11 protein-coding genes are annotated in these 12453 nt (G+C 71.3%); 10 read left to right on the forward strand and 1 reads right to left on the reverse strand.

All coding sequences use genetic code 11. The annotated features are described in order from the left end of the window. The first annotated feature begins 9 nt into the window (after window positions 1–9). Genes GXN78_RS29250 through GXN78_RS29275 form a run of 6 tightly spaced genes read left to right on the forward strand, consistent with a single transcriptional unit; the run spans window position 10 to window position 6400 of the window. Window positions 10–639, forward strand: a complete 630-nt coding sequence (locus GXN78_RS29250) for a hypothetical protein (RefSeq protein ID WP_106554271.1) — start codon at window positions 10–12, stop codon at window positions 637–639. Next, window positions 636–1505, forward strand: coding sequence for a branched-chain amino acid ABC transporter permease (locus GXN78_RS29255; RefSeq protein ID WP_106554393.1), 870 nt, complete (start codon window positions 636–638; stop codon window positions 1503–1505). The genes GXN78_RS29250 and GXN78_RS29255 overlap by 4 nt, the downstream gene beginning before the upstream one ends. Next, a complete protein-coding gene (locus tag GXN78_RS29260; protein ID WP_106554270.1) occupies window positions 1505–2446 on the forward strand; it encodes a branched-chain amino acid ABC transporter permease in 942 nt (313 codons plus the stop codon). Before GXN78_RS29255 ends, GXN78_RS29260 begins: the two co-directional genes overlap by 1 nt. Then, complete coding sequence (locus tag GXN78_RS29265; RefSeq protein WP_106554269.1) at window positions 2443–4056, forward strand: ATP-binding cassette domain-containing protein; 1614 nt, start codon at window positions 2443–2445, stop codon at window positions 4054–4056. Before GXN78_RS29260 ends, GXN78_RS29265 begins: the two co-directional genes overlap by 4 nt. Beyond that, window positions 4053–5252 carry a DUF1116 domain-containing protein gene (locus tag GXN78_RS29270; protein WP_106554268.1) on the forward strand — a complete coding sequence of 400 codons (1200 nt, stop codon included), beginning with the start codon at window positions 4053–4055 and terminating at the stop codon, window positions 5250–5252. The genes GXN78_RS29265 and GXN78_RS29270 overlap by 4 nt, the downstream gene beginning before the upstream one ends. Window positions 5253–5263: 11 nt before the next feature. Further along, window positions 5264–6400 (forward strand): ABC transporter substrate-binding protein, encoded by a 1137-nt coding sequence (locus GXN78_RS29275; protein WP_106554267.1) that lies wholly within the window; start codon window positions 5264–5266, stop codon window positions 6398–6400. Between the two features lie 25 nt (window positions 6401–6425). Here GXN78_RS29275 and GXN78_RS29280 read toward each other — a convergent pair whose 3' ends face one another. Next, on the reverse strand, window positions 6426–7373 hold the full coding sequence (locus tag GXN78_RS29280; protein WP_239142961.1) for a LysR family transcriptional regulator: 948 nt from the start codon (window positions 7371–7373) through the stop codon (window positions 6426–6428). Between the two features lie 59 nt (window positions 7374–7432). Between GXN78_RS29280 and GXN78_RS29285 the strand changes: the two genes are divergently transcribed. The 4 genes from GXN78_RS29285 to GXN78_RS29300 all read left to right on the forward strand — a co-directional run. Beyond that, complete coding sequence (locus GXN78_RS29285) at window positions 7433–8422, forward strand: NADPH:quinone oxidoreductase family protein (RefSeq protein WP_106554266.1); 990 nt, start codon at window positions 7433–7435, stop codon at window positions 8420–8422. Next, window positions 8419–10101: a urocanate hydratase gene (hutU, locus tag GXN78_RS29290; protein WP_106554265.1), complete on the forward strand. Its 1683-nt coding sequence runs from the start codon at window positions 8419–8421 to the stop codon at window positions 10099–10101. Before GXN78_RS29285 ends, hutU begins: the two co-directional genes overlap by 4 nt. Before the next feature lie 18 nt (window positions 10102–10119). Beyond that, window positions 10120–11304, forward strand: coding sequence for a CoA transferase (locus tag GXN78_RS29295; protein ID WP_106554264.1), 1185 nt, complete (start codon window positions 10120–10122; stop codon window positions 11302–11304). Further along, a partial coding sequence (locus GXN78_RS29300) for an amidase (RefSeq protein ID WP_164255839.1) occupies window positions 11301–12453 on the forward strand: 1153 nt, incomplete at its 3' end. The genes GXN78_RS29295 and GXN78_RS29300, both read left to right, overlap by 4 nt.

The following is a 12453-nucleotide window of genomic DNA, read 5'->3' on the forward strand; positions in this document are numbered from 1 at the left end:
CGCTCTTCCATGCCATCCCCCATCCACCCCGGCCGCGTCGACTGGACCGGCGAGAACCCCGGCATCTACCTGAAGGAAAGGCAGGACGGCCCCTGGACCGGCCTGGCCACCTTCTTCCGCGTGGTCTATTCGCCCTACGGCATGGGCAGCGGCGTGGTCGTGCTCGACCAGCCCGGCACCGCCCGCGGCCTGCCCGAGGTGCACAACTTCTGCATCAGCGACAACGAGGCGCTGGCGCGCTTCCTGGTCGACCGGTTCTTCTCGCGCTTCGCCTCCTTCCGCGTCTCGCCGGGCATCGGCGCGATCAGCTACCTGGCGGCCACCGAGGTGCAGCGCGCCGGCGACACGCGCTCGCGCTACCAGGAGATCGTGAAGTCCGACGGCTTCGAGGTGGTGATGACCTGGGGCGGCCTCGGCCAGCCCTATGCGGTCGACATGCCGGCCGAGAAGGGCCCGACCCAGGAGCACCAGATGTACAGCCTGTTCCTCGACGCCGCGGAGGCCGAAGTCACCATCAACGGCAAGCCGCTGAAGGGCCGTATCGCGATCCGCGACTTCGCCGACACGAAGAAGAGCACCGCCTTCCTCGCGTTCTCCGAGTCGTGGATGCAGGTCGCACCCGCGGGGACGCCGGCATGACCGAGTTCTTCCAGTACCTGGCCTCCGGCCTGGTGGTGGGCTGCATCTACGGCCTGATCGCAATCGGCTACACGGCGGTCTACAACGTGACCGGCATCGTGAACTTCGCGCAGGGCGACGCCTCGATGCTGGGCGCCCTCGGCGCGGTGGGCCTGCTGGGCTTCGGCGCCTCGCTGCCGGTGGCGATCGCGGCCTCGGTGCTGGCGGTCGGACTGCTGGGGGTCGTGATGGAGCGCGTGGCGATTCGGCCGGCGGGCCCGGACGTGATGCGCGGCATCATCATCACCATCGGCGTGGGCGTGGCCTTCCAGGGCATCGCCGTGCTCGTCTGGGGCACCGATGCGCAGCCCTTGCCCGCCTTCTCGGGCGAGCAGCCGATCAGCCTGGGCGGCGTGACCGTGCCGCCGCAAGCGCTCTGGATCCTGGGCAGCGCCGCGCTGCTGATGGTGGCGCTCTACGTGTTCTACACGCGCACCTACCTCGGCAAGGCCTACCGCGCCTGCGCCATGGACCCCCGTGCCGCGGGCCTGATGGGCATTCCCACGCGCACGATGCGCGCCATCGGCTTCCTGCTGTCGGGGCTGACGGGTGCCATCGCCGGCGTGATCGTCGCGCCCATCGCGCTCATGCAGTACGACAGCGGCGTCTTCCTCGGCATCAAAGGGTTCGTGGCCTGCATCATCGGCGGCTTCGGCAACCCCATCGGCGCCGCGCTCGGCGGGCTGGTGCTCGGCCTGCTCGAAGCCTTTTCCACCGGCTACCTGAGCTCCGGCTTCAAGAACGCGATCGCGTTCGTGATGCTGCTGGTCTTCCTCTTCCTGCGCCCGGGCGGCCTTCTCGGCGAACTCGGCACGGTGAAGCGATGATGAAGAAGCTGCTGCTCCTGGCGGGCTTCCTGGCCGCGGTGTATGCGATCGGCAATGCCTACCTGACCAACCTCTTCGTGGTGGCGGCGCTGTTCGCGCTGCCAGCCCTGGGCCTGTCGCTGCTGATGGGCTACACCGGCCAGATCTCGCTCGGGCATGCGGCCTTCGTGGGCCTGGGCGCCTATGCATCGGCCATCGCCACCAAGTCGCTGGGCCTGAGCCCCTGGCTGGCGCTGGTGCTCGCCACCGCGCTTTCCACGCTGGCGGCCTGGGCCATCGGCTGGCTGGTGTTCCGGCTGCGCGGCCACCATCTCGCGATGGCGACGCTGGCCTTCGGCATCATCGTGCACGTGGGCTTCGTCGAATGGCGCTGGCTGACCGGCGGGCAGGACGGACTGCCCGACATCCGGCCGCTGTCCTTCGCCGGCTTCGCCCTCGGCTCCGACATGGCGATGTACCCGCTGGTCTGGGGGGTCTGCCTGATCGGCATGCTGCTGGCGGGCAACCTGGTGCAGTCGCCGGCCGGCCTCAGCATGCGCGTGGTGGCGGAGAGCGAGCCGGTGGCCGGCTCCATCGGCATCGCGAGCGCGCGGCTCAAGAGGCAGATCATGGCGCTCAGCGGCGCCTACGCCGGCCTGGGCGGCGCGCTCTACGCCCACTGGCTGGGCTACATCAGCCCCGGGCCCTTCGACGTCGGCTTTTCGATCCGACTGCTGCTGATCGTCGCGCTGGGCGGCTTCGCCGGCACCTGGAGCGTGCTTTTCGGCGTGTTCTTCGTGGTGCTGATCAGCGAGCTGCTCAAGCCCTTCGGCCGCTACGACGTGGTGATCTACGGCGTGCTGCTGGTGGTGGTGATGATCTACTGCCCGCGCGGGCTGCTGGCCGGGCTGGTCGACCTGTATCGCCGGGTCGTGCCTGCGCACAAGGAGTCTGCGGCATGAGCAGAGGCGAGATCCTCCTGGACGTGCGCGAGGTCTGCCGCCGTTTCGGCGGGCTCCAGGCGCTCGACGCCGTGTCCTTCGACGTGCGCCGGGGCGAGATCCTGGCGCTGATCGGCCCCAACGGCGCGGGCAAGTCCACCATGCTCAACGTGATCTCGGGCGCGGTGCCCGCGAACAGCGGCGAGGTGCGCTTCAAGGGCGAGCGCATCGACCACCTGCCGGCCGAGCAGGTCAACCGCCGCGGCCTCGTGCGCACTTTCCAGGGCGCCGAGGTGTTGCGCGGCCTCTCGGTGCGCGAGAACGTGATGGCCGCCGGCGTGGCGAAGAGCGGCAGCGGCGTGCTCGACGGGTTGCTGGGCATCGGCCGCGCACAGCGCGTGGGGCAGCAGCTGCGCGAGGAGGCACTGAAGCAATTGCAGGTGGTGGGCCTCGACCACCTCGCCGAAGCCCCCGCGACCCAGTTGACAGCCGGCCAGCAGCGCCTGCTCGCAGTGGCACGCGCGCTGGCCACGGGCGCCGAGCTGCTGATCCTCGACGAGCCCGGCGCCGGTCTCAACACAGTGGAGAAGAACCTGCTGGTCGAGGTGATCTTGCGCATCCGCCAGCGCGGCAGCACGGTGGTCTTCGTCGAGCACGACCTGGGCTTCGTGGGCCGGCTGGCCGAGCGCATGGTGGTGCTCGACCACGGTCGCATGATCGCGCGCGGCCTGCCGGATGCGGTGCGCGCCGACCCGGCCGTGATCGAGGCCTACCTCGGCAATACCGACGTGGCCGCGACGGTGCGGCCGGCCGCCACCGCCTCGATCGCGCCGCAGTTGCTCGGCATCGACCGGCTCGTCGTGCGCTACGACGGCCTGACGGCGCTGGACCAGGTCAGCCTCGAGGTGCGCCAGGGCGAGATCGTCGCGCTGATCGGCGCCAACGGCGCCGGCAAGTCGAGCCTGCTGAAGGCCATCGCGGGTGCCGAGCCGCCGGCCGCGGGCCGGCTGCACTTCAATGGCGCCGATCTCGCGGGCGTGCCGCTGGAGGCGCGCGCCGGCCTCGGCATCAGCCTCGCGCCCGAAGGCCGCGCCCTCTTCCCGGCGCTGAGCGTGCGCGACAACCTGCTGGTCGGGCGCTATGCGCAGGTGCGCAAGGCCGGGCTGATGAATCTGCTGTGGCCCATGGGCCGTGCCGCCGCCGAGATGGACGAGGTGCTCGAGGAAGTGCTGCGCTTCTTCCCGCGGCTGCGCGAGCGGCTGCACCAGCAGGCCGGCACGCTCTCGGGCGGCGAGGGCCAGATGCTCGCAATCGGCCGCGCACTCATGAACCGGCCGAAGCTGCTGATGCTGGACGAGCCCTCCTTCGGCCTCGCGCCGCAGGTCTCGCGCGAGATCCTCGAGTCGCTGCCGCGTCTCACGCAGCTGGGCGTCACGGTGCTGATGGTGGAGCAGAACGCGCGCTCGGCACTGCAGGTGGCCGACCGCGCCTACATCCTGGTCAACGGCCGGCTGGTGGCCCAGGGGACCAGCCGCGAGCTGCTGGAGCGGCCGGACATCACGCAGGCCTACCTGGGGTGGGAAGGCGACGATCCGGGCGCGGCGAACGAACCGATGGTGGCCGCGGCATGAAGAACGAAGCGGACGCCCTCGCCTTCGATGCGATCGCGCGGGTGCGTCCGCAGCTCATCGATCTGCGGTCTGCCAGCGAAGTCATCGACTTCCCCGAGCGCACCGTGCTGCACGCCGGACCGCCCTTCGAGAACGCTGCCGCCGTACCGGCCCCGGTCGCGAATTCGGCCGCTGCGGCGCTCGTGTTCGAAGGCTGGGCCGAGGCCCGCAGCGAGGCGCTCGCGATGCTGGCCGACGGCCGCATCCGCCTCGCGCCCGCGCAGGACCACCGCTGCGCCGTGCCGCTGGCCTCGGTGCTGTCGCCTTCGCAGCAGGTGCAGGTGGTGCACGATGCCGCCGGCACGGCGAGGCCCGCCCATGCGCCGCTCAACGGCGGCAGCGGCCCGGCCCTGCGCCTGGGGTTGCCGGGTCCCGAGGTCGTGACGCACCTCCATTGGCTCAACGGCCCCTTCGCCGATGCCATCCGCGCCGCATGCCGGCGCGGCATCGACCTGCTGCCGATCGCCGACCAGGCGCTGGCCGATGGCGACGACTGCCACGGACGCACGCAGGCGGCCACGGCCTTGCTCATGCAGGCCTTCGCCTTGCCGCCCGGCGAGGGGCCGAGCAGCGAGGCGCATCGCTTCCTGTCGGCCTCGCCGAGCTTCTTCCTCAACCTCTGGATGGCCGCCGTCAAGTGCATGCTGGGAGCCGCCGAGGGCATCGCCGGCAGCGCCTTCGTCACCGCCATGGGCGGCAACGGCGTGCAGATGGGCCTGCAGCTCGCCGCCCGGCCGGGCCGCTGGTACACGGCGGCGTCCTCGCCGCCGGTGGGCAAGCTCGAGGACGGCGCCGCCGAATCCGACCGCCTGCCCGCCATCGGCGACAGCGCGCTGATCGAGGCCTTCGGGCTCGGCGCCATGGCCTTCGCCCATGCGCCGGTGCAGATGCAGGCGCTCGGCGCCTGGCTGCCCGAAGCATCCGAGGCGCTCGCGCGCGCACTGCTGTGGGACGTGCACCCGGCCTTCGCCGCATCGCACGCGCGCTGCGGCCTCTCGGCGCGCGCCGTGGCCGGCACGCGCAAGGCGCCCGTGGTGGCGCTCGGCGTGCTCGACGCGCGGGGCGAGCGCGGCCGCATCGGCGGCGGCATCTGGCAAGCCTCGGTCGCGCACTTCGAGCAGGCGCTCGCCGACGTTTTCACCGATCTGCAACCCTGAAGGAACCCACCATGAAACGCTTCGCAGCCCTTGCCCTCGCCCTGCTGGTCTCGGCCGGCGTCCAGGCCCAGGACATCAAGATCGGCGGCCTGCTCGAAACCTCCGGCTTCGTCGCCTCGCTGGGCCAGCCCGGCCTGGATGGCGCGATGCTCGCCGTCGAGCAGGTGAACGCGGCCGGCGGCATCAACGGCCGCAAGGTGCAGTTCGTGAACGTGAACTCCGAGAGCGACAACACCAAGACGGTGTCGGCCGCCAAGCGGCTGATCGAGCAGGAGAAGGTGGTCGCGATCGTCGGCCCGATGAGCAGCGGCTCTTCCTTCGCGGTGGTCGACACCATCGAGAAGGCCCGGGTGCCGATGATCTCCAACGGCGCCTCGCGCGGCATCGTGCTGCCGCCCGAGCAGAAGAAGTTCACCTTCCTCGCGCCGCTGACCGACGTGGTGGTGCAGACCGCGATGCTCAAGGACATGCAGGCCAAGGGCATCAAGAAGATCGCCATCCTGAATTCCGATGTGGCCTTCGGGACAAGCGGCCGCGATTCGCTGGAAAAGCTGGCGGGCGACTTCGGCGTGCAGATCGTCGCCAAGGAAACCTTCGGCAATGCCGACACCGACATCTCGCCGCAGCTCACCAAGATCCGCGGCTCCGACGCTCAGGCCACCGTGGCCTGGGCCACCGGACCGGGCCTGGCCATTTCGACCAAGAACCATCGTGCGCTGGGCATCAAGACGCCGCTGTACCTGGCGCATTCGGCCAACGACTTCAACTACCTGCGTCTGGCCGGCGATTCGGCCAACGGCGTGCTGCTGCCCTCGTCCAAGCTCTACGTCACCGCCTCGCTGCCGGCCGGCGACGCGCAGAAGGCAGTGGTGGAGGGCTTCGTGCGCGACTACGAGAAGAAGTACGGCAAGCTGCCCGCCACCTTCGCCGGCAACGGCTACGACGCGGCGATGCTGCTGATGGAGGCGATCCGCAAGGCCGGCACCGACCCGGCGGCCGTGCGCGACGCGATCGAAGGCACGAAGAGCCATGTCGGCGTGACCGCGTTCTACGCCTACTCGCCCACCGATCACTTCGGCACCAAGCCCGAGAGTGTGGTCATGCTGACGGTGAAGAGCGGCAAGTTCGAGCTCGCCACCGCTCAGTGAGGCCGCGATGCGCCGCAGCCCGGATTCAGCCAGCCGTGAAGGCCAGGTCGTCGACCAGCGTGGTGACGATCTCCACCACCGCGGCCGCGGTGCGCGTGAAGCGGTAGCGATGCGAATGCGCCAGCACCAGGTTGGGCGTGCGCAGCGTGGACTCGAGCTCGCGCGAGTGCGTGTCGGGGGGGCAGAAGTTCAGGAGCGAGAAGCCGTGGCCGTTGGCCACCAGCCCGAGCAGCATGGTCATCGAGTAGACGCGGTGCGCGATGCGCGGCGCCACGCCGTCGGCGCTGAAGGCCGACAGCATGTAGTTGCGCGTGCGCGGCAGGTCCAGCAGGATCAGTGGCTCGGTCGCGAGCTCGCGGATGGTGAGCTTCGGCTTGCCCAGCAGCGGATGCCCCGCCGGCAGCACCGCCTGCAGCGGCGCGGGCCGCAGCACGATGCACTCGATGCCCGAGGGCACCTCGAAGTCGTACATCAGCGCAAGGTCGAAGGCGCCGGTCTGCAGGCCTTCGAGCAGGTACTCGTGATGACCCTCGTGCCAGAACAGCCGCGCCTTCGGAAAGCGATCGGCAAACTGGCGCATCAGCGGCGGGATGACAAAGGGCGCGAAGGAGAACAAGCAAGCCAGGTGCACATGGCCCTGGACTTCGTGATGGTCCATCAGCCGCCCCGAGCCGATTTCCCAGGCCTGCTGCAGCAGGTTGCGGCACTCCACCGCGAAGGCGCTGCCGGCCTCGGTCAGCACCAGGCCGCGCGCATGGCGGCGCTGGAACAGCTGGACGTTGAGCGTGGCCTCCAGGTGCGCGATGGCGGCCGAGACTGCGGGCGCCGAGACATGCAGCGCATCGGCCGCCTTGTGCAGCGACTGGTGGCGCGCGACCGCGACGAAATAGGAGAGCTGGCGCAGCGAGAAGTCGGGCGCGCGAATTTCGGCGCTGCCCTCGCCTGCCGTTCGATCGCCTTGGACTGGGGGCACGGCGCTTCCGGGACGGTGGGGAAAATTCATTCTAGCAATGGGGGTTCCGCGTGACCCACATGAACAAGCCGACGATGAAAGCCTGGCTGGTGGACCAGCCCACCGGCATCGCCGCCCTCCAGCGCCTCGAGGTCCCGCGCCCCGTGCCCCAAGCGGGCGAGGTGCTGGTGCAGATCACGGCGGCGGCGCTCAACTTCTCCGACCTGCTGATGCTCAAGGGCCAGTACCAGGTCAAGCCACCGCCGCCCTTCTCGCCCGGGCAGGAGATCGCCGGCCGTGTGGTCGAGGCACCGCCGGGCAGCACGCTGCGCGTGGGCGACCGCATCGCGGCCAAGGTGGAATGGGGCGGCTTTGCCGACTGCGCCGCGGTGCGCGAGACGATGGCGATCCGACTGCCGGAGAGCCTGGACGATGCCGCGGCCGCGACGCTACCGGTGGTCTGGCCCACGGCCTGGATCGCGCTGCACGAGCGTGCGCGGCTGCAGCCGGGCGAGACCGTGCTGGTGCATGCGGCGGCCGGCGGCGTGGGCCTGGCCTGCCTGCAGCTGGTGCGCGCGGCGGGCGCGCGCGCGATCGCGCTGGTCGGCCACCGCGCCAAGTTCGAGGCCTGCCGCGCCGCCGGCGCCGACGAGGTGGTCAGCATGGAAGACTCATGGGCCGACATCGTGCGCGAGCACGGCGGCGCCGACGTGGTGGTCGACACCGTGGGCGGCGATGCCACGCTGCAGAGCCTGCGCTGCATCGCGCGCAACGGCCGGCTGCTGCTGGTCGGCTTCTCCAGTGGCCAGATTCCGCAGATCCCCGCCAACCGCCTGTTGCTGAAGAACCTTTCGGCGCTCGGCGTCTACTGGTCGCACGACTGGAGCCTGGCGCAGGTGCAGCGCGCCGTCGATGCACTGCTCGGCCTGCATGCGCGCGGCGCGATCCGCATTGCGCCGGGGCGCAGCTATACCTTTGCCGAGCTGCCGCTGGCGCTGCAGGACCTGGCGCAGCGCGGCACGGTCGGCAAGAGCGTGCTGCTGGCCGAAACTTTCGGAGACCTGGCATGAACGACCGGCTGATATCCGCAGGCCCGCGCCCGGTGCGCGCGCCGCGCGGGACGCAACTGAACACCGCCAACTGGAGCATCGAAGGCGCGCTGCGCATGCTCATGAACAACCTCGACGCCGAGGTGGCCGAGCGTCCGGACGACCTGGTGGTCTATGGCGGCATCGGCAAGGCGGCACGCAACTGGGAGGCCTACGAGCGTATCGTCGCCAGCCTGCAGCGGCTGCGGCCCGACGAGACGCTGCTGGTGCAGTCGGGCAAGCCGGTCGGGGTGTTCCGCACGCACGCCGGCGCGCCGCGCGTGCTGATCGCCAATGCCAACCTGGTGCCGCACTGGTCCACGGCCAGCCACTTCAACGAGCTCGAGCGCCAGGGCCTCATGATGTACGGCCAGATGACTGCTGGCTCCTGGTTCTACATCGGCAGCCAGGGCACGGTGCAGGGCACCTACGAGACCTACTGCGAAGTGGCGCGCCAGCACTTCGGCGGCGAGCTGGCCGGCCGCTGGCTGCTGACCGCGGGCCTGGGCGGCATGGGCGGCTCCCAGCCGCTGGCCGGTCGCCTGGCAGGGGCCGCGGTGCTGGTGGTGGAGGCGCAGCAGAGCCGCATCGACATGCGGCTGCGCACCGGCTACCTCGACCGCCAGGCACGCGACCTGGACGATGCGCTGACGCTGATCGCCGACGCGAAGGAACGCCGCATCGGCCTGTCGGTCGGGCTGCTGGGCAATGCCGCCGAGATGCTGCCCGCGCTCGTGCGCCGTGCGCAGGCGGGCGGCATGCGGCCCGACGTGGTAACCGACCAGACCGCGGCGCACGACCTGCGCAACGGCTACGTGCCCGCGGGCTGGACCGAGCAGCAATGGAACGAAGGGCGTGCCGCCGACCCGGCCGCGGTGGAGACGGCGGCGCGCGCCTCGATCGCCGCGCACGTCGAGGCGATGCTGGCCTTCAAGGACATGGGCATCCCAGTCTTCGACTACGGCAACAACATCCGCCAGGTCGCCTTCGACGGCGGCGTGGCGCGCGCCTTCGAGTTCCCCTCCTTCGTGGTGGCCTACGTGCGGCCGCTGTTCTGCAGCGGCAAGGGCCCGTTCCGCTGGGTCGCGCTGTCGGGCGACCCGCAGGACATCTACAAGACCGATGCGCGCCTCGCGCAGCTCTTCCCCGACGACGCGCCCCTCCAGCGCTGGCTGGCGCTGGCGCGCGAGCACGTCCGCTTCCAGGGGCTGCCCGCGCGCATCTGCTGGCTGGGCCTGGGCGAGCGGCACCGCGCGGGCCTCGCCATCAACGAGATGGTGGCCAGCGGCGAGCTCTCGGCACCGGTTGCCATCAGCCGCGATCACATGGACTCGGGCTCGGTCGCCAGCCCCAACCGCGAGACCGAGGGCATGCTCGACGGCTCCGATGCCGTGGCCGACTGGCCGATCCTCAACGCGCTGCTGAGCTCGGCCTGCGGCGCATCGTGGGTCAGCGTGCACAACGGCGGCGGCGTGGGCATCGGCTATTCCACCCATGCCGGCATGGCCGTGGTGGCCGACGGCTCGGCCGACGCCGCACGCCGCATCGAGACGCTGCTGTGGAACGACCCGGCCACCGGCGTGATGCGCCATGCCGATGCGGGCTACCCCATCGCGATCGAGGCCGCGGCACGCCATCGCCTTCAACTGCCTTCGCTCTGAATCCGAGGAGATGCATCCATGGGACTGCTGACCGGCCTGCGCGTGATCGACCTGTCGCGCGTGCTCTCGGGACCGTACTGCACCGCGCTCTTGGCCGACCTCGGCGCCGAGGTGATCAAGATCGAGGCGCCGGGCGGCGACGACGCGCGCCACTTCGGCCCCTTCCTCGAAGGCACGAGCGTCTACTTCTCGATGATCAACCGCAACAAGAAGAGCCTGGCGCTCAACCTGCGCGACGAACGCGCGCAGGCCATCGTGGCGGAGCTCGCGGCCACGGCCGACGTGGTGGTGGAGAACTTCCGCCCCGGCGTGGCGAAGCGGCTCCATGTGGACGCCGGTACGCTGCGGGCCCTCCACCCGCGGCTGGTCTATCTGAGCATCTCCGGCTTCGGCCAGCACGGCCCGGCCACGGGTCTGCCAGCCTACGACCTGATCATCCAGGGCATGTCGGGCCTGATGTCGCTGACCGGCGATCCCGCGGGCCCGCCCACCGCGACGGGCGAATCGATCAGCGACCTGTGGACCGGCCTCTTCGGTTCCTGGGCCGTGCTGGCCGCGCTGCAGGCGCGCAACCGCACGGGCACCGGCGAGACCATCGACCTCGCGATGTTCGACGCCATGATGTCGCTGCAGATGACGGGCTTGAGCCAGTTGCGCGCCACCGGCCGCGCGCCCGGGCGGGTGGGCAACCGCCACCCGGTCACCGTGCCGGTGGACTGCTTCGCCGCGCGCGACGGCCACCTGACGCTGGTGGTGCCCACCGATGCCCTGTTCGCACAGCTGTGCGAGGCGATGGACCGGCCCGCGCTGGCCGCGGACCCGCGCTTTGCCGAGGGCGCCTCGCGCCGCACGCACCAGGCCGAACTGCGCGCGCTGATCGCCGACTGGCTCTCGGGCCTGACGGTCGACGAGGCAGTGGCGCGTTGCCAGGCCCACGACATCCCGGCCGGCCCGGTGCACGACCTCGGGCAGGCGATGGCCTCCGAGCAGGTGCGCGCACGCGGGGTCGAGACGCGGGTGCCGCATCCGGTGTTCGGCGAGATCGGCATCGTGCCGCAGCCGGCCCGCTTCGCCGGCGGCGGCACGGCGCAGGTCGTGCGCGAGCCGAGGGTGGGCGAGCACGGCGATGCGTTGCTGCGCGAAATCCTCGGCCGCAGCGACGAGGACATCGCGGCGCTGCGCGGCGCGGGAGTTCTGGCATGAACGGCAGCGCCTACGCCGGGATGACTGCCGTCGCGGTGCGGCAGGGCCTGGCCCGCGGCGAACTGAGCGCCGAGGCCGTGGCCCGCGCTGCCCTCGATCGCATCGCCGAGCATGAGCCCTCGATCCACGCCTGGCAGCATCTCGATGCCGAAGGCGCGCTGGCGGCGGCGCGCGCCCTCGATGCGCGCGGCGTGCCCGGGCTGCTGGGCGGCGTGCCGCTGGGCGTCAAGGACATCATCGCAACGGCGGACCTGCCCACGCGCTACGGCTCGCCGATTTACGACGGTTTCCGCCCTGCCGCCGACGCGCACTGCGTGAGCGCGGCGCGCGCGGCCGGCGCGGTGGTGATGGGCAAGACCGTGACCACCGAATTCGCCTACTTCCAGCCCGGCCCCACCGCCAATCCGCGCAACCCGGCGCACACGCCCGGCGGCTCCTCCAGCGGCTCGGCCGCCGCAGTGGCCGCCGGCATGGTGCCGCTCGCCTTCGGCACGCAGACAGCGGGTTCGCTGATCCGGCCGGCCTCCTACTGCGGCGTGTTCGCGCTCAAGCCGGGTTTCGGACTCGCGAGCCTGGAAGGCATCAAGCCCTTCTCGCCCTCGCTGGACACGCTGGGCTGGCTGGCGCGCAGCGCCGACGACCTGGAGCTGATGCGCTGCGCGATGGCCGGCGCTGCCTTCGAGCCCCTGCAGCCGCCGGCACCGGGCGCGCTGCGCCTGGGCGTCTGCCGCACCCATGAATGGCCCGCGGCGGATGCCGGCGGCGCCGCCGCCTTCGAGCAGGCGCTGCGCCTCGCCGAAGCGGCCGGCGCCGTCCTGCGCGACGCCACGATGCCTGCCGCGACGGCCGGGCTGCTGGCGGCGCAGAAGACGGTGATGGCCTACGAGGCCGCGCGCCAGCTCGACATCGAATGGCGCCTGCATCCCGAACAGCTCAGCGCAGCCCTGCATACCCTGCTCCAAAGCGGACGCGACTGCGCCGAAGCCGACTACCGCCAGGCGCTCGCGCAGGCCGACGCGGGCCGGCGCACCGTGCGCGCCCTGATGAACGGGCTCGACGCCCTGCTGGTGCCGGCCGCCCCGGGCGAGGCGCCCGCCGGCCTGTCCGCCACGGGCGACCCCGTGTTCAGCCGGGTCTGGACCCTGCTCG

The organism is Variovorax sp. WS11, assembly GCF_010499245.1.
Taxonomy (GTDB): domain Bacteria; phylum Pseudomonadota; class Gammaproteobacteria; order Burkholderiales; family Burkholderiaceae_C; genus Variovorax.

What these genes read in the sequence shown, in the direction of transcription:
- GXN78_RS29285 (WP_106554266.1), top strand. Translation starts at nt 7,433, where the DNA reads ATGAACAAGCCGACGATGAAAGCCTGGCTGGTGGACCAGCCCACCGGC.
- GXN78_RS29250 (WP_106554271.1), top strand. Translation starts at nt 10, where the DNA reads ATGCCATCCCCCATCCACCCCGGCCGCGTCGACTGGACCGGCGAGAAC.
- GXN78_RS29270 (WP_106554268.1), top strand. Translation starts at nt 4,053, where the DNA reads ATGAAGAACGAAGCGGACGCCCTCGCCTTCGATGCGATCGCGCGGGTG.
- GXN78_RS29275 (WP_106554267.1), top strand. Translation starts at nt 5,264, where the DNA reads ATGAAACGCTTCGCAGCCCTTGCCCTCGCCCTGCTGGTCTCGGCCGGC.
- GXN78_RS29265 (WP_106554269.1), top strand. Translation starts at nt 2,443, where the DNA reads ATGAGCAGAGGCGAGATCCTCCTGGACGTGCGCGAGGTCTGCCGCCGT.
- GXN78_RS29295 (WP_106554264.1), top strand. Translation starts at nt 10,120, where the DNA reads ATGGGACTGCTGACCGGCCTGCGCGTGATCGACCTGTCGCGCGTGCTC.
- hutU (WP_106554265.1), top strand. Translation starts at nt 8,419, where the DNA reads ATGAACGACCGGCTGATATCCGCAGGCCCGCGCCCGGTGCGCGCGCCG.
- GXN78_RS29260 (WP_106554270.1), top strand. Translation starts at nt 1,505, where the DNA reads ATGAAGAAGCTGCTGCTCCTGGCGGGCTTCCTGGCCGCGGTGTATGCG.
- GXN78_RS29255 (WP_106554393.1), top strand. Translation starts at nt 636, where the DNA reads ATGACCGAGTTCTTCCAGTACCTGGCCTCCGGCCTGGTGGTGGGCTGC.